Annotated in this window: 24 protein-coding genes; 20 read left to right on the plus strand and 4 right to left on the minus strand. The window is 67.9% G+C overall.

Annotated elements, in window-relative coordinates; all coding sequences use genetic code 11:
- Positions 1-103: 103 nt before the first annotated feature.
- Entirely contained in the window at positions 104-1,174 is a 1,071-nt protein-coding gene (gene trpD, locus HCX50_RS06175; protein WP_167633350.1) for an anthranilate phosphoribosyltransferase, read from the plus strand.
- Positions 1,175-1,176: 2 nt separating this feature from the next.
- On the plus strand, positions 1,177-2,163 hold the full coding sequence (locus tag HCX50_RS06180) for a PHP domain-containing protein (protein ID WP_208617697.1): 987 nt from the start codon (positions 1,177-1,179) through the stop codon (positions 2,161-2,163).
- An 18-nt stretch (positions 2,164-2,181) separates the two neighbouring features.
- Here the strand turns inward: HCX50_RS06180 and HCX50_RS06185 are convergent, their stop codons facing one another.
- From HCX50_RS06185 to HCX50_RS06195, 3 genes are all read right to left on the minus strand, one after another.
- Positions 2,182-3,126, minus strand: coding sequence for a 5'-3' exonuclease (locus tag HCX50_RS06185; protein ID WP_091037682.1), 945 nt, complete (start codon positions 3,124-3,126; stop codon positions 2,182-2,184).
- 31 nt (positions 3,127-3,157) lie between these two features.
- Entirely contained in the window at positions 3,158-3,664 is a 507-nt protein-coding gene (locus HCX50_RS06190) for a hypothetical protein (protein ID WP_167633351.1), read from the minus strand.
- Positions 3,665-3,921: 257 nt separating this feature from the next.
- Positions 3,922-4,461 carry a hypothetical protein gene (locus HCX50_RS06195; protein ID WP_167633352.1) on the minus strand — a complete coding sequence of 180 codons (540 nt, stop codon included), beginning with the start codon at positions 4,459-4,461 and terminating at the stop codon, positions 3,922-3,924.
- A 237-nt stretch (positions 4,462-4,698) separates the two neighbouring features.
- On the opposite strand from HCX50_RS06195, the gene rpsA reads away from it, so the two are divergent.
- From rpsA to HCX50_RS06245, 10 genes are all read left to right on the plus strand, one after another.
- A complete protein-coding gene (rpsA, locus tag HCX50_RS06200; RefSeq protein WP_091037200.1) occupies positions 4,699-6,156 on the plus strand; it encodes a 30S ribosomal protein S1 in 1,458 nt (485 codons plus the stop codon).
- A gap of 142 nt (positions 6,157-6,298) precedes the next feature.
- Complete coding sequence (locus tag HCX50_RS06205) at positions 6,299-7,156, plus strand: ABC transporter ATP-binding protein (protein ID WP_167633353.1); 858 nt, start codon at positions 6,299-6,301, stop codon at positions 7,154-7,156.
- Positions 7,153-8,193, plus strand: coding sequence for an aliphatic sulfonate ABC transporter substrate-binding protein (locus HCX50_RS06210; RefSeq protein ID WP_167633354.1), 1,041 nt, complete (start codon positions 7,153-7,155; stop codon positions 8,191-8,193). Before HCX50_RS06205 ends, HCX50_RS06210 begins: the two co-directional genes overlap by 4 nt.
- A 2-nt stretch (positions 8,194-8,195) precedes the next feature.
- Positions 8,196-9,047 carry an ABC transporter permease gene (locus HCX50_RS06215; protein ID WP_443189880.1) on the plus strand — a complete coding sequence of 284 codons (852 nt, stop codon included), beginning with the start codon at positions 8,196-8,198 and terminating at the stop codon, positions 9,045-9,047.
- 2 nt (positions 9,048-9,049) lie between these two features.
- Positions 9,050-11,047, plus strand: coding sequence for an acetate--CoA ligase (acs, locus tag HCX50_RS06220; protein ID WP_237682371.1), 1,998 nt, complete (start codon positions 9,050-9,052; stop codon positions 11,045-11,047).
- Complete coding sequence (locus HCX50_RS06225; RefSeq protein ID WP_167633356.1) at positions 11,044-12,348, plus strand: O-acetylhomoserine aminocarboxypropyltransferase/cysteine synthase family protein; 1,305 nt, start codon at positions 11,044-11,046, stop codon at positions 12,346-12,348. The genes acs and HCX50_RS06225 overlap by 4 nt, the downstream gene beginning before the upstream one ends.
- Complete coding sequence (locus tag HCX50_RS06230) at positions 12,345-12,929, plus strand: CoA-binding protein (RefSeq protein ID WP_167633357.1); 585 nt, start codon at positions 12,345-12,347, stop codon at positions 12,927-12,929. Before HCX50_RS06225 ends, HCX50_RS06230 begins: the two co-directional genes overlap by 4 nt.
- A 32-nt stretch (positions 12,930-12,961) precedes the next feature.
- Positions 12,962-13,561 carry a dephospho-CoA kinase gene (gene coaE / locus HCX50_RS06235; RefSeq protein ID WP_167633358.1) on the plus strand — a complete coding sequence of 200 codons (600 nt, stop codon included), beginning with the start codon at positions 12,962-12,964 and terminating at the stop codon, positions 13,559-13,561.
- Positions 13,562-13,678: 117 nt separating this feature from the next.
- The gene (gene uvrB, locus HCX50_RS06240; RefSeq protein ID WP_091037186.1) at positions 13,679-15,751 is read left to right on the plus strand and encodes an excinuclease ABC subunit UvrB; all 2,073 of its coding nucleotides are present in this window, start codon (positions 13,679-13,681) and stop codon (positions 15,749-15,751) included.
- Positions 15,752-15,766: 15 nt separating this feature from the next.
- Positions 15,767-16,117 carry a TfoX/Sxy family protein gene (locus tag HCX50_RS06245; RefSeq protein WP_237682372.1) on the plus strand — a complete coding sequence of 117 codons (351 nt, stop codon included), beginning with the start codon at positions 15,767-15,769 and terminating at the stop codon, positions 16,115-16,117.
- A gap of 1 nt (position 16,118) precedes the next feature.
- Here HCX50_RS06245 and HCX50_RS06250 read toward each other — a convergent pair whose 3' ends face one another.
- The gene (locus tag HCX50_RS06250; protein WP_091037185.1) at positions 16,119-16,361 is read right to left on the minus strand and encodes a hypothetical protein; all 243 of its coding nucleotides are present in this window, start codon (positions 16,359-16,361) and stop codon (positions 16,119-16,121) included.
- A 45-nt stretch (positions 16,362-16,406) separates the two neighbouring features.
- Between HCX50_RS06250 and HCX50_RS06255 the strand changes: the two genes are divergently transcribed.
- The 8 genes from HCX50_RS06255 to uvrC all read left to right on the plus strand — a co-directional run bounded on the left by HCX50_RS06255 (position 16,407) and on the right by uvrC (position 25,864).
- The gene (locus HCX50_RS06255) at positions 16,407-16,850 is read left to right on the plus strand and encodes a MarR family winged helix-turn-helix transcriptional regulator (protein WP_091037182.1); all 444 of its coding nucleotides are present in this window, start codon (positions 16,407-16,409) and stop codon (positions 16,848-16,850) included.
- Positions 16,851-16,923: 73 nt separating this feature from the next.
- Positions 16,924-17,679 carry a DUF4129 domain-containing protein gene (locus HCX50_RS06260; RefSeq protein ID WP_167633359.1) on the plus strand — a complete coding sequence of 252 codons (756 nt, stop codon included), beginning with the start codon at positions 16,924-16,926 and terminating at the stop codon, positions 17,677-17,679.
- Positions 17,676-18,191 (plus strand): hypothetical protein, encoded by a 516-nt coding sequence (locus tag HCX50_RS06265; RefSeq protein WP_205828841.1) that lies wholly within the window; start codon positions 17,676-17,678, stop codon positions 18,189-18,191. Before HCX50_RS06260 ends, HCX50_RS06265 begins: the two co-directional genes overlap by 4 nt.
- Complete coding sequence (locus HCX50_RS06270; RefSeq protein WP_167633360.1) at positions 18,188-19,159, plus strand: AAA family ATPase; 972 nt, start codon at positions 18,188-18,190, stop codon at positions 19,157-19,159. The genes HCX50_RS06265 and HCX50_RS06270 overlap by 4 nt, the downstream gene beginning before the upstream one ends.
- A complete protein-coding gene (locus tag HCX50_RS06275; protein WP_167633361.1) occupies positions 19,156-20,469 on the plus strand; it encodes a DUF58 domain-containing protein in 1,314 nt (437 codons plus the stop codon). Before HCX50_RS06270 ends, HCX50_RS06275 begins: the two co-directional genes overlap by 4 nt.
- Complete coding sequence (locus HCX50_RS06280; RefSeq protein WP_167633362.1) at positions 20,466-21,062, plus strand: hypothetical protein; 597 nt, start codon at positions 20,466-20,468, stop codon at positions 21,060-21,062. Before HCX50_RS06275 ends, HCX50_RS06280 begins: the two co-directional genes overlap by 4 nt.
- Positions 21,063-21,071: 9 nt before the next feature.
- Positions 21,072-23,960, plus strand: a complete 2,889-nt coding sequence (gene uvrA, locus HCX50_RS06285; RefSeq protein WP_167633363.1) for an excinuclease ABC subunit UvrA — start codon at positions 21,072-21,074, stop codon at positions 23,958-23,960.
- Entirely contained in the window at positions 23,960-25,864 is a 1,905-nt protein-coding gene (gene uvrC / locus HCX50_RS06290) for an excinuclease ABC subunit UvrC (RefSeq protein ID WP_167633364.1), read from the plus strand. Before uvrA ends, uvrC begins: the two co-directional genes overlap by 1 nt.

Consider the following 25,864-nt stretch of genomic DNA (forward strand, 5'->3'; position numbering starts at 1 on the left):
CTGCGAATACCCGGTGAATCCGCGGGAAACTGGGGGTGGGCGCGGAGTGCGCATGCGTGCGGAAGCATCTGCATGTTTTCTCCACGCCGATAGGATCGCACACATGCCTGATTCGTTGACCTGGTCCGACGTGCTCACCTCCCTCTTGGAACGCCGCGATCTCAGCGTCTGGGAGTCCACGTGGGCGATGCGTCAGATCATGCAGGGCGGAGTGAGCGAGGCTCAGCTCGCGGGATTCCTCGTCGCACTCCGTGCGAAAGGGGAGACGATCGACGAGATCGTCGGGTTCCGCGATGCGATCCTCGAGGCCGCCGTGCCGCTCCCGGTCTCGCCGGATGTGCTCGACATCGTGGGCACCGGCGGGGACCGCGTCGGTACCGTCAACGTGTCCACGACTGCAGCGATCATCATCGGTGCCACCGGCGTGCCCGTCGTGAAGCACGGCAACCGCGCGGCCAGCTCCGCCTCCGGATCTTCGGACGTGCTCGGAGCGCTCGGCCTGGAGCTTTCTCTGAACCCCGCCGACGTGGCATCCATCCTCGACCGCACCGGGATCACCTTCGCGTGGGCGGGTGCGTTCCACCCCGGCTTCAAGCACGCCGGCGCCGTCCGCGCCGAGCTGGGGGTGCCGACGGTCTTCAACATGCTCGGACCGCTGTGTAACCCGGCCCGTGCGGAAGCCAACGCCGTCGGTGTGGCGCAGATCGAACGCGTCCCTCTGATCACGGGTGTGTTCCGCACCCGTGGCGCGACCGCCCTCGTCTTCCGCGGTGACGACGGCCTCGACGAGCTGACGACGACCGGGCACAGCCGCATCTGGGAGGTCACCCGCGGTGACATCCACGAGCATGACCTCGACCCTCGCGACCTCGACATCCCGATCGCCGACCTCGCCGACCTGATCGGCGGCTCGCCGCAGCACAATGCCGAGGTGCTTCGGCGGACGCTTGCGGGGGAGACCGGCGCCGTGCGTGACATCGTGCTCCTCAATGCCGCTGCCGGCATCGTCGCCTTCGAGCTCTCGCAGGACGCCACCCAGGTGCAGCGGCCCATCCTCGAGCGGTTGCGTGCCGGGTACGACAAGGCTGCCGCAGCCGTCGACGACGGTCGCGCCCTGGCCAAGCTCGATCAGTGGATCGGTGTCAGTCGCGAGCTGGCGGCTACACAGGAGTGATCGTGGATCCCGTCGACGCGCTGCTTGAGATCGCTTCCCTCCTGGAACGCGAGCGTGCGTCACGGTACCGGGCGAAAGCGTTCCGCCAGGCCGCGGCGACTCTGCAGGATCTTCCCGACGACGTGCAGGCCGATCCCACGAGACTTCGTGCGGCCAAGGGCATCGGCGAGTCCACGTTCGCGGTCATCCGGCAGGCACAGGCGGGGCAGGTTCCCGATTATCTGGTCGAGTTGCGCGGCGATGTCGAGCCGGAGCGCGTCTCGGCGCTCCGCGCCAAACTGCGCGGTGACCTGCACGCGCACACCGACTGGTCGGACGGCACGACGCCGATCCCGGTCATGGCCGCGGCCGCGCGGGCGCTGGGACACGAATACCAGGCGATCACGGATCACTCTCCCCGCCTGCGCGTGGCGCGCGGGCTGTCAGCCGAGCGTCTTCGCGAGCAGATTCCGTTGGTGCGCGCCGAGTCCGGCGACGGCTTCACGCTGCTCGCGGGGATCGAGGTGGACATCCTGGAGGACGGCACCCTCGACCAAGAGGATGAGCTGCTCGCGGAACTCGACATCGTCGTGGCCTCCGTGCACTCCAAGCTGCGTATGGACGCACGGCCGATGACGGCGCGGATGATCGCCGCCGTCTCGCATCCACGGGTGAACGTGCTCGGGCACTGCACGGGGCGGCTCGTGCAGGGCGATCGGGGAACGCGTCCGCCGTCGGCGTTCGACGCCGCGGCCGTGTTCGCGGCATGCGCGGAGAACGGCGTGGCGGTGGAGATCAACTCGCGGCCCGAGCGGCAGGATCCTCCGGACGAGCTGATCGCCATCGCGCTCGACGCGGGGTGCCTGTTCTCGATCGATTCGGATGCCCACGCGCCGGGGCAGCTGTCGCTGCTCGATCACGGCGCCGAGCGCGCCGAACGGGCAGGGATTCCCGCCTCACGGATCGTGACGACCTGGGGCCTCTCGCGCCTGCTCGCCTGGGCGGAGTGACTTACCCGCGAACGTCGGTCAGTCGGCTCCGAGGGCAGCTTTCGACACAGCGGCGACCGCGCGCGTCATCGAACCGCCGAGGTTCCACTTCTCGGCGAGAGCGGTGGCGGCGTCGACCTCGGCGGGGTCGAGAACGCGCAGCGGGATGTCGGGCGCACTGATCGGCAGCGAGGTCGCCACGGCGACAACGGTGGGGGCGACGTCGAGGTAGGCAGAAGCCGCCAGGATCTTCGTGCGGACTCCCGCGCTCATTCCCTCGCCCTCCTCCGCCGCGGCGCGGATGCCGGTGAGGTCGCTGTGAGTCTGGAGGAGCGTCGCCGCCGTCTTCTCTCCCACGCCCGCGACGCCGGGCAGCCCGTCGGAGGCGTCGCCGCGCATCGTCGCGAAGTCCGCATACTGCGAAGGGAGCACTCCGTACTTGGCCACGACCGTCGCATCGGTCACGATCTCGAGGTTGCTCATGCCACGCGCGGTGTAGATGACGCGGACGTCGCGGGCATCGTCGACGAGCTGGAACAGGTCGCGGTCGCCCGTGATGATGTCGACCGGCATCGTGGCGTCGGTCGCGAGTGTGCCGATCACATCATCGGCTTCGTGTTCGGCGACCCCGATGATGGGGATGCCGATGGCGGCGAGAGTCTCGCGGATCAGAGGGATCTGCGCCTCGAGCGGGTCGGGGATCTCCTCGACGTCGGGCCCACTGGCCACGACTTCGACGACTCGATGGGTCTTGTAGCTCGGGATGAGATCGACGCGCCACTGCGGGCGCCAGTCGTCGTCCCAGCACGCGATCACATGCGTCGGCTCGTACAGGGTGACGAGCTTGGCGATGATGTCGAGGAGACCGCGGGCCGCGTTGATCGGCGACCCGTCCGGCGCCGTCACCTTGTCGGGAACGCCGTAGAAGGCGCGGAAGTAGAGGCTGGCGGTGTCGAGCAGCATGAGGCGGTCGGCGCGGGGCATGGACTCAGCGTAGAGCGCGGTCGGCCCGCGGTCAGCAACCGGGCGCACCGGGTTGCTCGACACACGTTCGAGCGACCAGTGCGGTCTCTGCTTCGTAGACGCGAATCTGTTGTGCCGGGCCGGCGACGGCGAGTTCGCCCGCGACCGAGAACCACCCGCCGCCGATGTCGATCTCGGCGGTGTAGTGAACGGTGACGTGCGCGGCGTACGTACCGCGGTCGCGATACGCGTGGCTCGTCGGGGTCGGGGTGAACTGCGCCTGGCCCAGGGAAGCCCAGGACCGGCCGCCCGTGTTCGAGGTGGCCGAGGCGCCGTCGCCGAACGCGAAGGTGAATCGGACCGGGGTGAAGCGCACGCTGATCGGTCTGTCGAAGAGCGTGCCGGCGCGCGTGTGCACGGATGCCGCGGAGACGAAGTTCGTGGGCATGCCCGCGATACCGACATTGCCCGGCTCTCCGGCGGTCGTGACGGGGGTGGGGGCGAACTGCGCGACGTCGGTGATGGTGAGGGGGCGGCCTTCGTCGTTCGTGATCCGCACAGCCGTGATGTTGCAGGACGCCTGGCGGACGGGGTCGGTGGTGCAGGGCTTTGGTTTGTCGGGATTCGTACGTGGGTCGGTCGGAGAGTTGGGGGACCGGGAGGTGTCGCGGGGGGATCGGGTATCGGTACCGGAGACAGACAAGCTGGAGTTTCCCATAGAGATTGCCGCGCTCCCGAGAGGGGCTTCCTCCTGAGAGTCGGCTGCGGTCGTCAATAGAGAGGCCGAGATTGTAAAGGCAACTAGAACCACTGACCTCAACATTGCACGTCGGAGGCTCTGCTTGCGGAGTCGATGGTTAGGCGTGCATGTTCGCGCACGAAGGTTACGTTGAGCGCATAAACGTCTGGGCGACCCGGATCTACTTGCGAATTGCCTTCTGAGTCCGTGACCGTCACATCGCTCACATCGAGGCACACGTTGGCCGTGACCGTGTCGAACGGCTTGGTTGAGAGAGTTCCGACGAAGGACGTAACTATCGTCTGTCCCTGGATCGTCATTCCATCCGCGTGCATGGCTGAATAGGCCTCGCGGTCAGCCGCTTCAAACTCCCCGCTCGACAGGTCAAATAGTGGCTCGAACGTGGAGGGGTCTGCCGTATCGAGCTCGTTTAGTCGAGCAGTGAATTCCCGATACGTCGCCTCGGCGGCGGCGAAGGCCTCTTCTTCCGAGGCGAAGGCGGGCGTCGGGGTGGGTGACGGTACGGGATCGGGGGTGCAGCCGGCGAGCAGGAGAAGAGCGCTCGTCAGTGCTGCAACGCGCGCGAACGAGCGGAAGGAAGGCGTCGGGGAGATCACCCGGTCACGCTAACTCGCGAGACCGCCTGCCCGTTCGAGTTATCCACAGCTCGCCTGCCCGGAATCCGACTCCCTGCAGCATCCGAAGTTCTGATAGCCTTAACCGTCACTCGTGGCGTGCATGCGCATGCCCTCGTGGCAAGAAAACCAAAATCCAACTGCTGAGAAGCATGCAGTCGGCCGTGCGCGGTCGTTGCCTCTCAGCCTGAGTCTCCATTCACAAGGACAACCCACTACATGACTACCGCAACGACCGCCCCGGCCACCAAGCAGGTCGCCATCAACGACATCGGATCTGCTGAGGACTTCCTGGCCGCGGTCGAGAAGACCCTGAAGTTCTTCAACGACGGCGACATCATCGAAGGCACGATCGTCAAGATCGACCGCGATGAGGTCCTCCTCGATGTCGGCTACAAGACCGAGGGTGTCATCCCCTCGCGTGAGCTTTCGATCAAGCACGACGTCGACCCCAACGAGGTCGTCGCTGTCGGCGACCTGGTCGAGGCCCTCGTTCTCCAGAAGGAGGACAAGGAAGGCCGTCTGATCCTCTCCAAGAAGCGCGCACAGTACGAGCGTGCCTGGGGAGACGTCGAGAAGATCAAGGAGAACGACGGCGTCGTCACCGGAACGGTCATCGAGGTCGTCAAGGGTGGACTCATCGTCGACATCGGCCTCCGTGGCTTCCTGCCGGCGTCGCTCATCGAGCTGCGTCGCGTCCGCGACCTCACGCCGTACCTCGGCCAGGAGATCGAGGCCAAGATCCTCGAGCTCGACAAGAACCGCAACAACGTCGTCCTCAGCCGCCGTGCGCTGCTCGAGCAGACGCAGTCGGAGTCGCGCACCACGTTCCTGAACAACCTGCACAAGGGTCAGGTCCGCAAGGGTGTCGTCTCGTCGATCGTCAACTTCGGTGCGTTCGTCGACCTGGGTGGCGTGGACGGCCTCGTGCACGTCTCCGAGCTGTCTTGGAAGCACATCGAGCACGCCTCCGAGGTCGTCGAGGTGGGCCAGGAGGTCACCGTCGAGATCCTCGAGGTCGACCTCGACCGCGAGCGCGTCTCCCTGTCGCTGAAGGCGACGCAGGAAGACCCGTGGCAGGTCTTCGCCCGTACCCACGCGATCGGTCAGGTCACGCCGGGTAAGGTCACCAAGCTCGTTCCGTTCGGTGCGTTCGTCCGCGTCGCAGACGGCATCGAGGGCCTCGTCCACATCTCCGAGCTCTCCAGCAAGCACGTCGAGCTGGCCGAGCAGGTCGTGTCGGTCGGCGAAGAGGTCTTCGTCAAGGTCATCGACATCGACCTCGAGCGTCGTCGCATCTCGCTGTCGCTGAAGCAGGCCAACGAGTCGGTCGACCCCAACGGCACCGAGTTCGACCCGGCCCTGTACGGCATGCTTGCCGAGTACGACGAGGCCGGCGAGTACAAGTACCCGGAGGGCTTCGACGCCGAGACTGGTGCGTGGAAGGACGGCTTCGACGCCCAGCGCGAGGCATGGGAGCAGGAGTACGCTGCAGCCCAGGCTCGCTGGGAGGCGCACAAGGCTCAGGTCGTCAAGGCGGCCGAGGCCGAGGCAGCAGCCGGAGAAGACTTCGGCGGCGGCCAGTCCTTCGCCAGCGAGGTCGCCGGTGCCGGCACCCTCGCGGACGACGAGGCTCTTGCGGCTCTGCGCGAGAAGCTCTCGGGCGGCAACGCTTAAGCAGCACTCTGAAACGGGTCGCCACCTCGCCTTCGGGCGGGTGTGGCGGCCCGTTTCGCGTTTCCGGGATGCGGCTGCTGTTGCGTGACGGAACATTACGACGGCATTCGTAACAATCGACGCGCCCCGCCAGCATGGGGGTATGACCGCTCTGCTGCCCGCGTCGCGCACCGCTGACGCTTCGCCGTCGGCAGGAACTGCGCAGGCCGTCCGTCTCGACGGGATCGACCGTTCCTTCGCGCTGCCGCGCGGGAGGCGCGACGTGCTCCGCGGCATCGACCTCCGTATCGCAGCGGGGGAGATCCTCGCGGTCGTCGGCCCCTCCGGGTGCGGCAAGTCCACCCTCCTCCGTCTCATCGGCGGACTCGACGCTCCGTCGCGCGGACGCATCCTCCTCGACGACATCGGCGTCGCCGACGTCGACGAGCGGACCGCCATCGCCTTCCAGGAGCCGCGACTGCTCCCATGGCGCACCATCGCCCAGAACGTCGAGCTCGGACTGCCGCGAGGCACCGCTCGTCGTGACGGCCGAGAGCGGGTGCGCGAACTGCTGCACCTGGTAGGACTCGAACACGCGGCCGACCAGCGGCCGCGCGAGGTCTCCGGCGGTATGGCCCAGCGCGCCTCCCTTGCCAGGGCGCTCGCCCGAAACCCCGGGGTGCTGCTGCTCGACGAGCCGTTCGGCGCGCTCGACGCCCTGACGCGCCTGCGCATGCACGATCTGCTCCTGAAGATCCATGCGGCCGAGCCCACCACGATCCTGCTGGTCACCCACGACGTCGAAGAGGCGCTCTACCTCGCCGACCGCGTGCTGCTCCTGCGGACGCTGGACGCCTCGGGCACGGGTGCCGACGACGAACCGTCCATCGCCCGCACGATCTCCGTGCCGGGCATCCGTCCCCGCGACCGCGCCGACCGCGGCCTCGCCGACCTGCGCGCCGACCTTCTCGAAGGTCTCGGCGTCGACACCCACCACCGCATCACCGAGGAGTCCCGATGAGCACCACCACACGCCGAATCATCCCCGCGATCGCGATCGCCGGGACGATGATGCTCGTCGCGACCGGTTGCGTGGCCGGAGAGAACGCCAAGGCGTCCGACACCGAGAGCACGCTGGGCACGACCGAGTGGTCGTCGGACACCCTGTCGATCGACTTCGCCACCTATAACCCGCTGAGCCTCGTGATCAAGGACCAGGGCATCCTCGAGGAGATCCTCGGCGACGACGTCGAGGTCGAGTGGGTGCAGTCCGCCGGGTCGAACAAGGCCAACGAGCTGCTGCGCTCCGGCTCCGTCGATGTCGGCTCGACGGCAGGATCGGCTGCACTGCTGGCTCGGGCGAACGGCTCGCCCATCCAGGTCATCGACATCTACTCGCAGCCCGAGTGGTCGGCCATCGTCGTGGGTCCGGACAGCGATATCACCTCGCTCGAAGACCTGAAGGGTGCGTCCGTCGCCGCCACCAAGGGTACCGACCCCTACTTCTTCCTCCTGCAGGCACTCGAGGAGGGCGGCCTGTCGCTCTCCGACGTCGAGGTGCAGAACCTGCAGCACGCCGACGGCCGGGCCGCGCTCGACGGTGGCTCCGTGGACGCCTGGGCGGGACTCGACCCCATCATGGCCGCGGCCGAGGTGGAGTCGGGTGACCAGCTCATCTACCGCAATGTCGACTTCAACACGTACGGCTTCCTGAACGCCACCGAGGACTTCATCACGAACCATCCCGACCTCGCACAGGCTGTCGTCGACGCGTACGAGCAGGCCCGCGAGTGGGCTCTCGAGAACCCGGAGGAGACGGCCGCGCTGCTCGCCGAGGTCGCCGGCATCGACCCCGACGTCGCCACCACGGTGATCGAGGAGCGCTCGAACCTCGACGTGAGTGGCGTCCCCGGTGACGACCAGATCGCGGTGCTCGAGAAGATCGCGCCCGTGCTCGTCGAGTCCGGTGACGTGCAGGGCGGCAAGGACTCCGTCGACAAGGCGCTCTCATCGATCGTGAACGACACGTTCGCGAAGAAGGCGGTCGACGGCGAGTGACCATTCCCGACCGACTGATCGTTCCCGAGGAGTCTCGGGACGCGCTCGACTTCGCGAAGGGCAAGTCGCAGCCCCGGAGCGGGGTTGCGCGGCGCTCGTGGGATCGGCCGGTCGTCCGGATCGTCGCCGGTCTCCTGCTGCCCGTGATCATCCTGACTGCCTGGCAGGTGGTGACGACGAGCGGGATGGTGCCGCCGTACCGCCTGCCCACGCCGGCGTCGGTGTTCCAGGCCGGCGTGGAGCTCGCCGAGACCGGACAACTCTGGACGCATATCGCGATATCCGTGCAGCGCGTGCTGCTCGGTTTCGCGATCGGGTCCGTCATCGGGCTCGCGGCCGCAGGTGTGGTGGGGTTGTCCCGGCTGGGAGAGGTGCTTCTCAGCCCGACGCTCACGGCGGTCCGCGCCGTGCCGTCGCTGGCCTGGGTGCCGCTCCTCATCCTCTGGATGCAGATCGGCGAGGAGTCGAAGGTCACGCTGATCGCGATCGGTGCATTCTTCCCCGTGTATACGACGGTCTCGTCAGCGCTTCGACACGTCGATCCTCAGCTCGTCGAGGCCGGGCGTTCGTTCAGCCTGCGGGGCTGGTCGCTGTTCCGGATCGTGCAGCTGCCGGCGGTCGTGCCGTCGGTCGTGTCCGGGCTGCGTCTGGCGCTCGCGCAAGCCTGGCTGTTCCTCGTCGCGGCCGAGCTCATCGCAGCGTCCATGGGCCTGGGCTTCCTGCTGACCGAGTCGCAGAGCAGCGGTCGCGTCGACCGCATCCTGCTTTCGATCGTGCTGCTCGCCCTTCTGGGAACGCTCACCAACGGGATCCTCGTGCTGATCGAGAAGTACCTGCTCCGTCGATGGGTGTGAATATGACCGAGGCTCGACTGCAGGAGTCGCGTGTGTACGCGCCTGGCGGCGGATTCAGCGACGCGAACGTCACCGCGGAGGCGTATGCGCGCGCCGCCGCGGATCCGATCGCGTTCTGGGAAGAGGCCGCGCATCGGCTGGACTGGTCCGAGCCCTGGCACACCGCCCACGAGTGGGATCCGCCGGTCGGCGACGCGGTACCGGCCGCACGCTGGTTCCTCGGCGGGAAGCTCAACGTCGCGGTCAACTGTGTGGACCGTCACGTCGAAGCCGGGCGCGGCGCCAAGGTCGCCCTGCACTTCGAGGGCGAGCCCGGCGACCGTCTGTCCGTCACGTACGCCGATCTGCAGCGCCGCGTGTCGCAGGCAGCCAACGCGCTCGTCGCCCTCGGCATTCGTCCCGGCGACCGCGTCGTGATCTACCTGCCCGTGCTCGTCGAGACGGTGGTGATCACGCTCGCCTGCGCGCGGATCGGCGCCGTGCACTCGCTCGTCTTCGGCGGCTTCTCGGCCGAGGCCGTGCGGTTCCGTCTCGCGGACACCGGCGCGAAGCTGCTCGTCACGAGTGACGGTCAGTATCGCCGCGGAACCGCCACCGAGGTGAAGTCGACGGCCGATGTCGCTGCGGCGGAGCTTCCCGACCTCGAGCACGTCCTCGTGCTGCGCCGCACGGGGCAGGACATTCCGTGGACGGATGGCCGCGACGTGTGGTGGCATGACGTCGTCGACACGGCGTCGCCGGAGCACAAGGCGCAGGCCTTCGATGCGGAGCATCCGCTCTTCATCATCTACACATCGGGAACGACGGGGAAGCCGAAGGGGCTCGTGCACACGTCGGGCGGGTACCTGACACACGCAAGCTGGGCGCACTGGGCGCATTTCGACGCGAAGCCCGACGACGTGCACTGGTGCACCGCAGACCTCGCGTGGGTCACGGCGCACACCTACGAGATCTACGGTCCGCTCTCGAACGGACTCACCCAGGTCCTCTACGAGGGGACGCCCGACGCACCGCACCGGGAACGCCACCTCGAGATCATCGAGCGCTATGGGGTGACCGTCTACTACACGGCGCCCACGCTGATCCGCACGTTCATGACCTGGTTCGGGGCGGAATTCCCACGGGGACATGACCTCTCCGCCCTGAGGCTGCTCGGAACCGTCGGCGAAGCGATCAATCCCGAGGCGTGGGTCTGGTTCCGACGCAACTTCGGCCGCGACGAGCTGCCCGTCATCGACACGTGGTGGCAGTCGGAGACCGGCGCGGCGATGATCGCCCCGCTCCCGGGTATCACCGCTCTCAAGCCGGGATCAGCCTCCGTGCCACTCCCGGGCATCGATGCGGCCGTGGTGGACGAGCGGGGCGACGAGGTCGCGCCCGGGCGCTCAGGAACACTCGTGGTCCGCAGACCTTGGCCAGGAATGGCCAGGACCGTGTGGGGCGACCCCGCCCGATATCGCGACGCCTACTGGTCGGCGTTCGCCGGACGGGGCGAGCACGGCGGGTTCTATGTGGCCGGTGACGGAGCGACCAGGGACGCCGACGGTTACATCTGGATCCTCGGCCGGCTCGACGACGTCGTGAACGTGTCGGGACACCGACTCTCCACGATCGAGATCGAATCGGCACTGGTCGCGCACGACACCGTGGGTGAGGCCGGGTCCGCCGGAGTCTCCGACCCGGTCACCGGGCAGGCTGTCGTCGCCTTCGTGACCCCGTCCGGCCGGGCAGAGATCACGCCATCCGACCTGCGCACGCAGGTCGCGCACGCCATCGGCCCTGTCGCCAAGCCGAAGCACATCGTGATCGTGCCGGACCTGCCGAAGACCCGCTCCGGCAAGATCATGCGCAGACTCCTGGCACAGTTGTGGGAGGCCGAGCAGGATCGCCGGTCAGGCCGCGACCCCGGCCCCCTCGGGGACACCACATCGCTCCAGAACCCCTGGGCCGTCGACGACATCGCCGACGTGCTCGCCGCCGCCGAACTGAGGACAGCATGACGGAAGAACACCGCTTCGGATTTCGCACCAGAGCCCTGCATGCCGGCGGTACGCCTGACGCGGCTACCGGTGCCCGGGCGGTGCCGATCTACCAGACGACCTCGTTCGTGTTCGAGGATGCGGCGGATGCCGGGAATCTGTTCGCTCTGCAGAAGTACGGCAACATCTACTCGCGGATCGGTAACCCCACGGTCGCCGCGCTGGAGGAGCGCCTGGCTTCGCTCGAAGGCGGCATCGGCGCCGTCGCGACCGCGTCGGGCATGAGCGCCGAGTTCATCACGTTCGCGGCGCTCGTCGGGGCCGGTGACCACGTCGTCGCCGCGGCCCAGCTCTATGGCGGAACGGTGACGCAACTCGACGTGACACTGCGACGGTTCGGGGTCGAGACGACGTTCGTCCCGTCCACCGACCCTGCCGACTATGCGGCGGCCATCCGTCCGGAGACCAAGGTCGTCTACGTCGAGATGATCGGCAACCCGTCCGGGGAGATCGCCGACATCGAAGGACTGGCCGCCGTCGCCCACGAGGCCGGGGTTCCCCTCGTGGTGGATGCGACCCTCGCCACGCCGTACCTGGCGCGGCCGCTCGAGCACGGTGCCGACATCGTGATCCACTCCGTGACGAAGTTCCTGGGCGGGCACGGCACCACCCTCGGCGGCGTCGTCATCGAGAAGGGCACTTTCGACTGGGGCAACGGCAAGTTCCCGCAGATGACCGAGCCCGTCGACTCCTACGGCGGCATCAAATGGTGGGACAACTTCGGGGAGTACGGATTCCTCACCAAGCTTCGCTCGGAGCAACTGCGCGACATCGGCCCGGCACTCAGCCCGCAGTCGGCCTTCAATCTGCTCCAGGGGATCGAGACGCTCCCGCAGCGCATCGACGCCCACCTCGCGAATGCGCGCATCGTCGCCGACTGGCTCGCCTCCGATCCACGGGTCGCGTACGTGACGTGGGCGGGTCTCGAAGGACATCCGCATCGTGATCGGGCGGCGAAGTACCTGCCGCTCGGCCCTGGTTCGGTGTTCGCGTTCGGCGTCGCGGCGGAGGATGGCCGGAAAGCGGGGGAGACGCTGATCGAGAACCTGCAGCTCGCCTCGCATCTCGCCAACATCGGCGACGCTCGCACCCTCGTGATCCACCCGGCCTCGACGACGCATCGCCAGCTCACCGAGGCGCAGCTCGTCGCCGCCGGCGTGCGCCCCGACCTGATCCGTATCTCGGTGGGTCTCGAAGACGCCGAGGACATCATCTGGGACCTCGACCAGGCCCTCACGACCGCGACGGGAGCGAACCGATGAGCGAGACGCAGACGGCCACCGCAGAGTCCTGCGCTGTTCCGGCGGTGTCGGACGGGGTGGCCTGTGCGCTGCCCGGCGCCCCCGCAGCTCATCCCGAGCGGAGCTGGGGCGGCCCGAGCCAGCAGGAGCGCTTCGGGCTGCTCCGGCGGGCCAAGTCCATCGCGATCGTGGGGGCGTCGAACAACCCGGCGAGGGCGTCGTACTTCGTGACGACCTATCTCCTCTCCAGCACCGGCTACGACGTCTATCTCGTCAACCCGCGCGAGACCGAGATCCTCGGGCAGCCGGTCTACGCGTCGCTGAGCGACCTTCCCGTCGTCCCCGACATCGTGGACGTGTTCCGCCGGCACGACGACCTTCCGGGTGTCGCGCAGGAGGCGATCGAGGCGGGCGCGCAGACGCTCTGGCTGCAGCTCGGCTCATGGAACGAAGACGCTGCGGCGGTCGCCGAGGCGGCAGGGCTGTCGGTCGTGATGGATCGCTGCATCAAGATCGAGCACGCCCGATTCCACGGCGGTCTGCACCTCGCCGGGTTCGACACCGGTGTGATCAGCTCGCGGCGTCAGCTGCTCGCCCGCTGAGCGTCGACCTGATCGAAACATAGACTGGCGACATGCCACTCATCGCGCTCACCGGCGGCATCGCGTCGGGGAAATCGACCATCGCCCGGCGACTGGCGGAGCACGGAGCGGTGATCGTCGACGCCGACCAGATCGTCCGCGACGTGCAGGCGCCGGGCTCGCCGGTGCTGGAGCGGATAGCGGAGACGTTCGGGGCGTCGATGATCGATGGCGAGGGTGCGCTCGACCGCGCAGCCCTGGGTGCGAAGGTCTTCGGAGACCCCGAACTCCTCGGGAAGCTGAACGCCATCGTGCACCCGGCTGTGCGAGCGGAGTCGCAGCGCCGATTCGATGCGGCGTTCGCGGCTGACGCGGATGCCGTGGTCGTGTACGACGTGCCGCTGCTCGTCGAGGCGAGGGTCGACGATCCGTGGGATCTGATCGTCGTCGCGCATGCCCCCGCGTCGGAACGGCTCCGACGGTTGACCGAGCTGCGTGGCATGGAGGAGAAGGCGGCGCAGGAGCGGATCGATGCCCAGGTCTCCGACGAGAGGCGGCTCGCCATCGCCGATGTCGTGATCGACACGGCAGGAACCCTGGAGCGCACGCACGAGCAGACCGACGCGCTCTGGGGGCGGCTCCGGCAGCGGTAACCTTCGGCGAGGTGCTTGACCTCCACCGTCGTGGGCTCCGCTCCGGGGACGCTCAGATCGACGGCCCCATCCTCGCCTGACGGCCTCGATGTCGGAGGGGCGGCATACGCTGGAGGTATGCAACCTACGCGCAGTGTCCGCCCCTTCGAGGTCATCAGCGAGTACGCGCCCGCCGGCGACCAGCCGGCGGCGATCGCCGACCTGGCGGCGCGGATCAACGCGGGCGAGACCGACGTCGTGCTGCTCGGGGCGACGGGTACCGGAAAGTCGGCGACCACCGCCTGGCTCGTCGAGCAGGTGCAGCGGCCGACGCTCGTTCTCGCGCACAACAAGACGCTCGCGGCCCAACTGGCCAACGAGTTCCGCGAGCTCATGCCGAACAACGCCGTCGAGTACTTCGTCTCGTATTACGACTACTACCAGCCTGAGGCCTACGTTCCGCAGACAGACACCTTCATCGAGAAGGACTCGTCGATCAACTCCGAGGTCGAGCGGCTGCGGCACTCCACGACCAACTCGCTGCTGAGTCGTCGCGACGTGATCGTGGTCTCGACCGTGTCCTGCATCTACGGACTCGGTGCTCCCGAAGAGTATCTGCGCGCCATGGTGGCCCTGCAAGTGGGGGAGCGATACGACCGCGACGCGCTGATCCGTCAATTCATCGCGATGCAGTACAACCGCAACGACGTCGACTTCTCACGGGGCAACTTCCGGGTACGTGGCGACACGATCGAGATCATCCCCGTCTACGAAGAGCACGCCATCCGCATCGAGCTGTTCGGTGACGAGATCGAGGCCCTGTACTCGCTCCACCCGCTCACGGGCGAGGTCATCGAGAAGCTCGACGCCGTCCCCATCTTCCCGGCGTCTCACTACGTCGCCGGTACCGACGTGATCCAGCGTTCGATCGGCACGATCGAGCACGAGTTGGAAGAGCGCCTGGCCGAGTTCGAGCGGCAGGGCAAGCTCCTCGAAGCGCAGCGTCTGCGCATGCGCACCACCTTCGACCTCGAGATGCTGCAGCAGTTGGGCTTCTGCTCGGGGATCGAGAACTACTCACGTCACATGGACGGGCGCATGCCGGGGGAGCCGCCGCACACGCTGCTCGACTTCTTCCCCGACGACTTCCTCATGGTGATCGACGAGTCGCACGTCACCGTGCCGCAGATCGGCGCGATGTACGAGGGAGACGCGTCCCGCAAGCGCACCCTCGTCGACCACGGTTTCCGGCTCCCGAGCGCGATGGACAACCGCCCGCTGCGATGGGACGAGTTCAAGAACAGGATCGGGCAGACCGTCTACCTGTCGGCCACGCCGGGCAAGTATGAGATGGGGATCGCCGACGGCATCGTCGAGCAGATCATCCGCCCGACCGGTCTGGTCGACCCGCACATCGTGGTCAAGCCGTCGAAGGGTCAGATCGACGACCTGCTCGAGGAGATCCGCGTCCGCGTCGAGCGGGACGAGCGCATTCTCGTCACGACTCTCACGAAGAAGATGGCCGAAGAGCTGACCGACTTCCTCGGTGAGCATGGTGTGCGCGTGCGGTACTTGCACTCCGACGTCGACACCCTGCGTCGTGTCGAGCTTCTCAGCGAGCTGCGTGCCGGCGTGTACGACGTGCTGGTCGGCATCAACCTGCTGCGTGAAGGCCTCGATCTTCCGGAGGTCTCGCTCGTGGCGATCCTGGATGCCGACAAAGAGGGATTCCTGCGGTCGGGGACGTCGCTCATCCAGACCATCGGTCGCGCCGCGCGAAACGTCTCGGGCGAAGTGCACATGTATGCCGACAAGATGACCGACTCGATGGCGAAGGCGATCGACGAGACGGATCGTCGACGCGAGAAGCAGGTCGCGTACAACAAGGAACACGGCATCGACCCGCAGCCCCTCCGCAAGCGCATCGCCGACATCACCGACGTACTCGCCCGCGAAGGCGCCGACACGGCAGAGCTGATGTCGGCCCGTGGTCGCGCATCGGGCAAGGGCAAGTCGCCGACGCCCAACCTGCGCCGCACCGGCATCGCGGCCGAGGGAGCGCTGCAGCTCGAAGCCACGATCCAGGATCTGTCCGACCAGATGCTCGCGGCGGCGGCGGAGCTCAAGTTCGAGCTCGCCGGACGCCTGCGCGACGAGGTGCAGGACCTCAAGAAGGAACTCCGGGCGATGGAACGCGCGGGGCACGCGTAAGGCGACGCGCGGACCATGGATGCTGCGGGGGACGAGCTGGCCGATCGGATCAGGGCGCTGCTGAGCGCCGACATCGAGATCGAGGAGCGGCGGATGTTCGGAACCCGGGCATTCCTCGACGACGGTCGCATTCTTCTCGGTGCGCGTCCGGGCGGCGTCCTCCTGGTGCGCGTCGACGACGAGAACGGAGCGGCGCTCGTGACTCGCGCGGGTGTCGCGCGGGCGGTCATGGGCTCGCGCACGATGGGTTCCGGATGGCTCGACGTCTCGCCTGAGGCCATCGAAGACGACAGCGAACTGATGTTCTGGCTCGATGTCGCGCGCGAGTCGACCGGCTCGGCGACCGATACGTCCGGCTCGGACTGACCTATGGGCAGTGCATCAGCGGCTTGGGGCCCGACCGATCGATCTCGTGCTGGGTCATCGGGGCACCGCACAGCGGGCACGCGCGTTCGGCGCGTTCGGCGGCACTCGGCGGAGGAGTCTTCTCGTACGGGCCGACGGAGGCAGGACCGGCGAGCCGGATGAGGTTCGTGTTCACCCAGGAGTAGAGGCCACCTGCCTCGCGGATGCGGGTGCGAAGGGGCGGGCGGTCGGAGTCCTGTGCCATGTTGCTTAGTGTACTAATGATTAGTGCAGATGTATAGTCGTCCATGTGACGGCTGACGACGACCTGCTCAAGCTGGAGAACCAGCTGTGCTTCGCCCTGGTGACCGCGGCACGCAACGTCGTCGCCCTCTACCGCCCGATCCTCGAGCCACTGGGACTTACGCACCCGCAGTACCTCGTGATGCTCGCCCTGTGGGAGAGGGCGCCGCGCACGCTGAACGATCTCGCTCTGGATCTCGCGTTGGAGCCTGCGACCGCGTCGCCCCTGGTCAAGCGGCTCGAAGCAGACGGACTCGTGGCGCGACAGCGAAGCAGCGAGGACGAGCGACGACTGGAGATCACCCTGACAGCGACAGGCGTGGCACTGCGCGAGCGCGCCGTGGATGTTCCGCACCAGGTCATGGCGGCGGTCGGCATGGGCATCGATGAGATCGCTGCGCTCCGCGACGGCCTCGGTCCATTCGCCGGGCGGCGTCCGGATCTCGGCTGAACCCGAGCGATGCCGCCCACGACTCGCGCGACCGACGACGGATTCATCGGGAGTCGCGCCCTAGGGTGGAGGCATGTCGCGCCCCGAAGCCCCGGTTTCCGGGGACAGGCGCGTCGGCGGCTCTCGCGCGGTCCGTGTCTTGCTGTCTCTGATCACGGTCGCGGGCGTCTTCGCGGTCCTCATGTTCGTCGCTGCACACCAGGGTCTTCCGCAGTTCCGACCGCTGTCCGGCAACGGTGCGGAGATCGTCAATGAAGCGACCAGTGAGCCCGCGCCTGCCGAGTCGACGCCCGGACCGATGGAGCAGACTGAGGAATCGCCCCTGCTCAAGGTGATCGGCGCCGTGATGGCCACACTCGTCGCGATCGCGGTGTTGACGCTGCTGTTCTTCGGGGTGAGGATGCTGGTCCGCTACGTGCGCGGTCTCTGGCGGGATCGACCGCTCGCGCGGCGCGCGGCCGCCGACATCGATGCGTCGAGCGCGGCTGTCGCCGGGGTGGATGCCGAGCCTGACGCAGCGGTCATCCGAAGAGGGATCGACGAAGCACTGCGGACGATCGACGTCGACCCGGCACCGGGCGACAGCATCGTCGCCGCGTGGGTCGGTCTCGAGGAATCGGCGACGGATGCCGGCGCCGGCCGCGCCCCTCACGAGACGCCTTCCGAGTTCACCGTCCGGATCATCGGCCGACGTGCGGGGATAGCCGCCGACGTCGTCGGGCTGCTCCGACTATACGAGCAGGTCCGTTTCGGCGGTCTCGTCGCGGACGAGCGCGATCGCGCCGCGGCAGCGGCCTGTCTGCGCGGCATCCAGGAGGGGTGGCGATGAAGGCGCGGCTGATTCTCCTGGCGCTCGGGGCGGTCGTGGCGGCCGTCGTCCTCGTGCTGCTCGGCGCACTCGGCGTGCCGTTGCTGTTCGCCGCCTCCTGGCTGCTGATCGTGCTGACGATCGCGCTCGTGAGCCGTCAGGTCTTCTTCGACGAAAGCTCCCTCTGGCCTCCGGAGCAACGCCGAGGTGCGGAGCGCGGCTCCGAAGTGTCTCGGCTCGCCTGGTCGATCAACTCGCGGACCGGCGTCGCCGGGCACGTGGTCGTTCGTCGAGTGCAGAACGTGCTGCATCGTCGACTGGCCCATCGGGGGCTCGACCTCGATGATCCCGGTCAGCACGCGACGATCGATGCGCTTCTCGGGCCGGGAGTCCGTGACGCGCTCCACAAGCGCGAGGTTCAGGCCGCCGATCTCGAAAAGGTGCTCGACGCGGTCGAGGGCATCACGACCGAGGCCTCCGCGAACGCAGACCACCCGACCGCCGCGAAAGCCGGCATGGAGGAGAACCGATGAACACGGATGACGTCACCCGGATCGCTACTCTCGGACACCGAGTGCGGGAGAGCGTCGGCGCCGCCGTCGTCGGCATGGACGAGCCGCTCACGATCGCCCTGGCCGCGATCTTCGCCGGTGGTCACGTGCTGTTCGAAGACGTCCCCGGGCTCGGCAAGACACTCGCAGCGCGGAGCCTGGCCTCTGCGCTGGGTCTGGACTTCCGGCGCTTGCAGTGCACACCCGACATGCTCCCCGGAGACGTCACCGGGTCATACGTCTATGCACCGGCGACAGGCGACTTCGAGTTCCGGCCGGGGCCCATCTTCACCGGGCTGCTGCTGGCGGACGAGATCAACCGCACCACCCCCAAGACCCAGTCGGCGATGCTCGAGGCGATGGCGGAGCACCAGGTCACCGTCGAGGGGAACAGGTTCCCGCTGCCCCAGCCGTTCCATGTCATCGCCACGTCGAACCCGATCGAGTACGAGGGAACCTACGCGCTTCCCGAGGCCCAGCTCGACCGCTTCATGGTGCGGCTCTCGGTCGGCTATCCGGACGTCGACGACGAGACCCGCATCATCCTGGACCGCGTGCGACGGCAGTCGCCCGACGTCTCCGTCGAGCCGGTCGTCGACGGCGAGGGCCTGCGGGCGATCCAGCGAGCGGTGGAACGGATCCACGTCGACGCGGACGTCGCCCGCTACTGCGTCGAGCTGGTCCGCGCCACGCGTGAGGTGGCGAACGTCTCGGTGGGTGCCTCTCCGCGCGGCTCGCAGTCCCTGGTGCTGCTTGGACGCGCTCTCGCCGCGCTGGACGGGCGGGCGTATGTGCGGCCGGACGACATCAAGCGCATCGCGGAACCCGTGCTCGCGCACCGCCTCACCCTCACCCCGCAGGCCTGGGCGCAGGGCGTGGATCCCCGATCGGTCGTCGCGGCGGTCGTCGCGAAGACGTCGGTGCCACCGACCGTATCCGCGGTGCGATGACCGATCCGATCCGCGTCACGGAACACACGACGCTCCGGTGGCAGCGGACCCCCGTCGTCGCCATCGGCGTGGCCGGAGCGGCGCTGCTCGTCGCGGCAGGGCTCGCGTTCTCGCGGCCCGACATCGTCGGCATCGGTCTGCCTCTTGCGCTGACGACGGCCTGGATGCTGGTGCGCCGACCTACCGCGGCCGAGCTGCGCGTCGAACTGCGCGCGCAGGCCGGTGCGGACGGTGAGCAGGCGGAGGCACGGGGCGAGGTCGACGTCCACGTCGATGCGGATTGGGTGCAGCTCGCCGTCGCACAGGACAAGGGCCCGCAGCGACTCGCAGACGTCGGCGTCGGTCGATGCGTGGTCACCACGAGAACCCGCCTTCAGCACTCCGGTCCGGTGGATCTGTTGAGCGTGACGGCCCGGTGCGTGGCGCTGGACGGTGCGTGGATCACGGACGAGGCTCCGCCCGTGGGGATCCGATGGAACACGCCGCCGCGCGTGCGCCACATCGGCGGACTCCCCGTGGCGCCGCGGCTCACCGGTCTTCACGGCGCTCATGAGGGCGGGCGCCCGGGCCAGGGCGGCGGCTTCCGCGACATCCATCCGTTCGCGCCGGGTGATGAGCTGCGCCGCGTCGACTGGCGTGCCACCGCCCGGGCTGCCCGGCGGCCCGGTGAGCTCCTCGTGCGCCGGAACAACACCCTGAGCGACTCGTCGGTCGTCATCGCGGTGGATACGGCAGAGGATCTCGGCGCTGTGGTCGCGGGCTGGGGCGCCGCCGACCCCGACCGGTCCGGCGTGACCTCGTTGGACCTCGCCCGAGAAGCGGCGCTGTCGATCGCGACCACGGCCGTCGGTGCGGGCGACAGGATCGCCTACCACGCGCTGTCGAGCGGGGGACGGAGCATCCCCTCGGGCGGAGGAGCGCGACACCTGGCCCGGATGCGCGACGTCATCGCCGCGACCGGTCCGAGCACCGATGGCTCGCCCTATCGCCGTTCGCCCGTCGTTCCGTCCGGCTCCATCGTGTACGTGCTCTCGACCTTCTTCGACGGGGTGGCTGCCCAGCTGGCGACCCGATGGCGGGCGGCCGGCCACGCCGTCGTCGCGGTGGATGTGCTCCCGACGCCGGACGCATCACGCCTCACGCGGGAGCAGCACATCGCGTTGCGCACCGTTCTCGCGGAACGGACCGACATCCTGACCGAGCTGCGCCATGCGGGTATCGAGGTGGTGTCGTGGGCGGCCCCGGATGTCGATGCCGCGATGCGTTTGGCGGCCCTGCGCCAGCAGCGGATGAGGGCGGTGCGACGATGAGTCGTACGATCCGGCGGATCCGGGTGCCGGGTGCCGTACCCGGGATCACGATCCGGCTGCTCCTCCTCGGCGTCGTCTCGGTCGGCGCGGTGGTGCTGGTCCCGTTCCCCCTCTGGCAGGGGATCGCGGTGGTCGCGGCCCTGGTTGCCGTCGTCATCCCTCGCACGCTCACGGCGTGGGCGGCTGCGGCATGCCTCCCGTTCGGCGTGATCCTCACGGAGCCGTCTCCCGGCCGGACGGCTCTTGCGCTCCTGCTCGTGCACGCCATCCACGTCCTCGCCGCGCTCAGCCTGGTCGTGCCGTTGCGGTCGCGCCTCGCTCTGCGGGTGCTGGGGCCGACTCTCCTGCGGTTCCTCGTCGTGCAGCTCCTCTCGCAGCCGCTGGTCTTCGCGATGTGGCTGCTCGCTCCGGGCGGTGTCGACCGAGGAACGGCATGGCTCGCGCCGGTCGCCGCCGCGGCCCTGGTCGTGGGCGTACTGCTCGCGCTGCGGGCTTCGAAGCGGGCGGATGCGGAGCCGGCGCACACGGCCCCAGGCGGGGGAGATGCCGTCGTGGAAGCCGGAGTCGGAGCCGATGTCCGTGGTCCCTCGTAGACTTGTTCGGTGCCCATCGTCCCCGTTGCTTCCTCAGGAAAACTCAGTGTCCGCGGTGCCCGCGTCCACAATCTCAAGAACGTCGACATCGACATCCCGCGCGACTCACTGGTCGTGTTCACCGGCTTGTCCGGGTCGGGCAAGTCGAGTCTCGCGTTCGACACGATCTTCGCCGAAGGGCAGCGTCGCTACGTCGAATCGCTGAGCGCGTACGCGCGCCAGTTCCTCGGGCAGGTCGACCGCCCCGACGTCGACTTCATCGAGGGCCTCAGCCCGGCCGTCTCCATCGACCAGAAGTCGACCAACCGCAACCCGCGGTCGACCGTCGGCACCATCACCGAGATCTACGACTACATGCGCCTGCTCTGGGCGCGCATCGGCATCCCGCACTGTCCCGAATGCGGGGAGCGCATCCAGCGTCAGACGGTGCAGCAGATCGCCGATCAGCTCATGGAGCTTCCGGAGCGCACCCGATACCAGGTCGTCGCACCGATCGTCTCTCAGAAGAAGGGTGAGTTCGTCGACCTGTTCCGCGAACTGGGTGCGAAGGGCTACTCGCGTGCCATCGTCGACGGAGATCTCGTCCAACTCGCCGAGCCGCCGACGCTCAAGAAGAGCTACAAGCACGACATCGCGGTGGTCGTCGACCGCCTCGTGGCGTCTGATGACATCCTCGGCCGCGTGACCGATTCGGTCGAGACCGCGCTCGGTCTCGCCGGCGGAGTGGTGCAGATCAACTACGTCGACGGCGAGGGCGACGACGCGTGGCAGACGTTCTCCGAGAAACTCGCTTGCCCGAACGGGCACGCGCTCACGCTCACCGAGATCGAGCCCCGCACGTTCTCGTTCAACGCGCCGTTCGGTGCGTGCCCGGCTTGCTCCGGGCTCGGCACCCGCATGTCGGTCGACGTCGACCTGATGCTGGGCGACGAAGATCTCTCGATCCGTGAGGGCGTCATCATCCCCTGGACCACCCAGGGCAAGGGCCTCTTCCAGTACTACGAGCGCCTGCTCGAGGGACTCTCGCGCGATCTGGACTTCTCGCTGGACACCCCGTGGCGCAAGCTGCACTCCGATGTGCAGAACGCGATCCTGCGCGGCGAGAACTACAAGGTGACCGTCAAGTGGAAGAACCGCTACGGACGCGAGATGCGCTACGCCTCCGGCTTCGAGGGCGTCGTCCCCTACATCGAGCGGCAGTACCTGCAGGCGGAGTCCGACAACCAGCGCAGCCGGTGGGGCGAGTACCTCCGCGAAGTGCCGTGCCCGGTCTGCGACGGCAACCGCCTCAAGCCCGAGGTGCTCGCCGTACAGGTGCACGGTCACTCCATCGCCGAGGTCTCGCACCTCAGCCTCGCCGACGCCCGCGGGTTCATGGAGACCCTCACCCTCACCGACCGTGAGGCGAAGATCGCCGCTCAGGTGCTGCGCGAGATCCGTCTGCGTCTCGACTTCCTGCTCCAGGTCGGACTCTCCTACCTCAACCTCAGCCGCTCGGCCGGATCCCTGTCCGGTGGAGAGGCGCAGCGCATCCGCCTGGCGACGCAGATCGGCTCCGGCCTCACCGGGGTGCTCTACGTGCTCGACGAGCCGTCGATCGGACTCCACCAGCGTGACAACCGACGCCTCATCGACACCCTGCTGAAGCTGCGCGACCTCGGCAACACGCTCATCGTCGTCGAGCACGACGAGGAGACGATCGAAGCGGCCGACTGGGTGGTCGACATCGGTCCCGGCGCCGGCGTCAACGGCGGCGAGGTGGTGCACTCGGGTCCGTATTCGGCACTGCTCGAGGACAGCGACTCGATGACGGGGGAGTACCTCTCGGGTCGCCGTGAGATCCCCATGCCGACGAAGCGCCGCAAGATCGACAAGAAGCGGATGCTGAGCGTCGTGGGCGCTCGGGCCAACAACCTCCGCAACGTCACAGCCGACTTCCCGCTGGGTGTGCTCACGGCCGTCACCGGTGTCAGCGGCTCCGGCAAGTCCTCGCTCGTGAACGACATCCTGTACCAGGTGCTCGCGTCGCGGCTGAACGGTGCTCGCACGGTCCCCGGCAAGCACACGCGCGTGACCGGACTCGACAACCTCGACAAGGTCGTCCACGTCGACCAGGCACCGATCGGCCGCACCCCGCGGTCGAACCCCGCCACGTACACGGGCGTGTTCGATCGCATCCGCACACTCTTCAGCGAGACGCCGGAGGCGAAGGTCCGCGGCTATCAGCCCGGCCGCTTCAGTTTCAACGTCAAGGGTGGCCGCTGCGAGGCGTGCTCCGGTGACGGCACGATCAAGATCGAGATGAACTTCCTGCCCGACGTGTACGTCGACTGCGAGGTCTGCCACGGCAAGCGGTACAACCGCGACACGCTGGCCGTGCACTACAAGGGCAAGAACATCGCCGAGGTGCTCGAGATGCCTATCGAAGAGGCGGCGGAGTTCTTCGAGCCGATCCAGGCCATCCACCGATACATGAAGACGCTCGTCGACGTGGGGCTCGGCTACGTCCGACTCGGACAGTCGGCGACGACGCTCTCGGGTGGGGAGGCGCAGCGCGTCAAGCTCGCCACCGAGCTCCAGCGCCGCAGCAACGGACGCAGCATCTACGTGCTCGACGAGCCGACGACGGGTCTGCACTTCGAAGATGTCCGCAAGCTCCTCGAGGTGCTGAACGGACTGGTCGACAAGGGCAACACCGTGATCGTCATCGAGCACAACCTCGATGTGATCAAGTCGGCCGACTGGGTGATCGATCTCGGCCCCGAGGGCGGTTCCGGCGGTGGCCAGATCGTCGCCACGGGCACCCCGGAGCAGATCGCACGCGTCGAGGCGAGCCACACCGGCCTGTTCCTCGGCGAGATCCTGGGTGAGGGGCGCTCCGCGCGGAAGGCCAGCTGATGGCCGACGTGCTGCCGTACAAGCCGCGGCCGGGGGAGATACCGACCGATCCCGGCGTGTATCGCTTCCGTGATGCGTCCGGCCGGGTGCTGTATGTCGGCAAGGCGAAGAACCTGCGTCAGCGCCTGTCGAACTACTTCGCCCCGCTGCGGACGCTCCACGAGCGCACCCGGCGCATGGTCACGACGGCGGCATCCGTCGAGTGGACGGTCGTGTCGACGGACGTCGACTCGCTGCAGCTGGAATACATGTGGATCAAGGAGTTCGATCCGCCGTTCAACGTGCGCTACAAGGACGACAAGTCGTATCCCTTCATGGCGGTGACGCTCGCCGACGAAGCGCCCAGGGTGATCGTCACGCGCAATCGCAAGATCCCCGGTGCGCGGTACTTCGGTCCGTTCCCGAAGGTGTGGGCGGTGCACGAGACCATCGATCTGATGATCAAGGCGTTCCCGATCCGCACCTGCAGCGACTCCAGCTACAAACGTGCGATGCAGACCGGCAGGCCCTGTTTCCCGGGGCAGATCGGCAAGTGCGGTGGCCCCTGCTCGATGACGGTGAGCATCGAGGAGCACCGGGCCATGGTCGATGACTTCGTGGCATTCATGGCCGGCGGTGATGAGCGCTTCACCCGCGAGCTCACCAAACGGATGCTGGCTGCTTCGGCGGCGATGGACTACGAGGCGGCGGCGAAGTACCGGGACAAGCTCACGGCGATCGAAGCGGTGCTGGGTAAGAGCGCACTCGTGCTCCCCTCCGACGAGGATGCCGATCTCTTCGGGATCGCCGAGGACGAGCTGGCGGCGGCGGTGCAGCACTTCGTGATCCGCGGCGGCCGGGTGCGCGGTGTGCGTGCGCTGACCATCGAGAAGGAGATCGACATCTCGAGTGGCGATCTCGTCGAACAGGTCCTGCAGCAGGCGTACGGCGAGGCGCAGGACGTCCCTCGCCGCATCCTGGTCCCGACACTGCCCGACGACGCTGCCGAGCTCGAGGTGTGGCTGCGCGAGCGTCGTGGCAAGAAGGTCGAGATCGCGGTCGCGCAGCGCGGCCAGCGGGCCGACCTCATGCGCACCGCGACGCTGAACGCGCAGCAGGCGCTGATCCGCTACAAGACCCGTCGCACGAGCGACTACGTCGCCCGCACACAGGCCCTCACAGACCTGCAGGAGGCGCTCGGGATGTCCGAGGCCCCGCTGCGCATCGAATGCTTCGACATCTCGCATCTCGGCGGCACGAACGTCGTGGCGTCGATGGTGGTGTTCGAAGACGGTCTTCCTCGCAAGGACCAGTACCGCTCGTTCAACATCGCCGAGACGACGGATGACACCGACTCCATGTACCAGGTGCTTCGTCGTCGGCTCGCCTACCTCGATCGTCCCGAGGAACCGGAGGTCATCGATCCGACGACCGAGGCGGTCGTCGCAGAAGATCTGGGTGAGGCGACGGTGCGCCGCAAGCCACGGTTCGCCTACCCGCCGCAGCTGCTGCTCGTCGACGGCGGACAACCACAGGTGGAAGCGGCGGCCCGTGCCCTCCGCGATGCCGGGCACCCGGAGATCGCGGTGTGCGGCATCGCGAAGCGCCTGGAGGAGGTCTGGCTCCCCGGTGACGACTTCCCGGTGATCCTGCCGCGCACCAGCGAGGCGCTCTATCTGCTGCAGCGTCTTCGTGATGAAGCGCACCGCTTCGCGATCACGCACCAGCGCAAGCGACGGCGCAACGACATCTCGTCCGTGCTCGCCGAGGTGCCGGGGCTCGGGGCATCGCGCATCAAGGTCCTTCTCAAGCACTTCGGCTCGGTGACGGCACTCCGCGCCGCCGAACCGGGACAGATCGAAGAAGTGCAGGGAATCGGGCCCGTGCTCGCCCAGAACATCCATTCGCACCTGTCCACTCGCTAG

The sequence above is a fragment of the Microbacterium sp. B19(2022) genome (assembly GCF_012030385.1).
GTDB lineage: Bacteria > Actinomycetota > Actinomycetes > Actinomycetales > Microbacteriaceae > Microbacterium > Microbacterium oxydans_B.

Excerpts from the sequence above, each read along its gene's own strand:
- HCX50_RS06205 (WP_167633353.1), top strand. The coding sequence starts at position 6,299 with ATGACCGCTCTGCTGCCCGCGTCGCGCACCGCTGACGCTTCGCCGTCG.
- HCX50_RS06245 (WP_237682372.1), top strand. The coding sequence starts at position 15,767 with ATGGATGCTGCGGGGGACGAGCTGGCCGATCGGATCAGGGCGCTGCTG.
- rpsA (WP_091037200.1), top strand. The coding sequence starts at position 4,699 with ATGACTACCGCAACGACCGCCCCGGCCACCAAGCAGGTCGCCATCAAC.
- HCX50_RS06185 (WP_091037682.1), bottom strand. The coding sequence starts at position 3,126 with ATGCCCCGCGCCGACCGCCTCATGCTGCTCGACACCGCCAGCCTCTAC.
- HCX50_RS06230 (WP_167633357.1), top strand. The coding sequence starts at position 12,345 with ATGAGCGAGACGCAGACGGCCACCGCAGAGTCCTGCGCTGTTCCGGCG.
- uvrC (WP_167633364.1), top strand. The coding sequence starts at position 23,960 with ATGGCCGACGTGCTGCCGTACAAGCCGCGGCCGGGGGAGATACCGACC.
- acs (WP_237682371.1), top strand. The coding sequence starts at position 9,050 with ATGACCGAGGCTCGACTGCAGGAGTCGCGTGTGTACGCGCCTGGCGGC.
- HCX50_RS06210 (WP_167633354.1), top strand. The coding sequence starts at position 7,153 with ATGAGCACCACCACACGCCGAATCATCCCCGCGATCGCGATCGCCGGG.
- HCX50_RS06225 (WP_167633356.1), top strand. The coding sequence starts at position 11,044 with ATGACGGAAGAACACCGCTTCGGATTTCGCACCAGAGCCCTGCATGCC.
- HCX50_RS06280 (WP_167633362.1), top strand. The coding sequence starts at position 20,466 with ATGAGTCGTACGATCCGGCGGATCCGGGTGCCGGGTGCCGTACCCGGG.
- HCX50_RS06250 (WP_091037185.1), bottom strand. The coding sequence starts at position 16,361 with ATGGCACAGGACTCCGACCGCCCGCCCCTTCGCACCCGCATCCGCGAG.
- trpD (WP_167633350.1), top strand. The coding sequence starts at position 104 with ATGCCTGATTCGTTGACCTGGTCCGACGTGCTCACCTCCCTCTTGGAA.
- coaE (WP_167633358.1), top strand. The coding sequence starts at position 12,962 with ATGCCACTCATCGCGCTCACCGGCGGCATCGCGTCGGGGAAATCGACC.
- HCX50_RS06270 (WP_167633360.1), top strand. The coding sequence starts at position 18,188 with ATGAACACGGATGACGTCACCCGGATCGCTACTCTCGGACACCGAGTG.
- HCX50_RS06275 (WP_167633361.1), top strand. The coding sequence starts at position 19,156 with ATGACCGATCCGATCCGCGTCACGGAACACACGACGCTCCGGTGGCAG.
- HCX50_RS06260 (WP_167633359.1), top strand. The coding sequence starts at position 16,924 with ATGTCGCGCCCCGAAGCCCCGGTTTCCGGGGACAGGCGCGTCGGCGGC.
- uvrB (WP_091037186.1), top strand. The coding sequence starts at position 13,679 with ATGCAACCTACGCGCAGTGTCCGCCCCTTCGAGGTCATCAGCGAGTAC.
- HCX50_RS06265 (WP_205828841.1), top strand. The coding sequence starts at position 17,676 with ATGAAGGCGCGGCTGATTCTCCTGGCGCTCGGGGCGGTCGTGGCGGCC.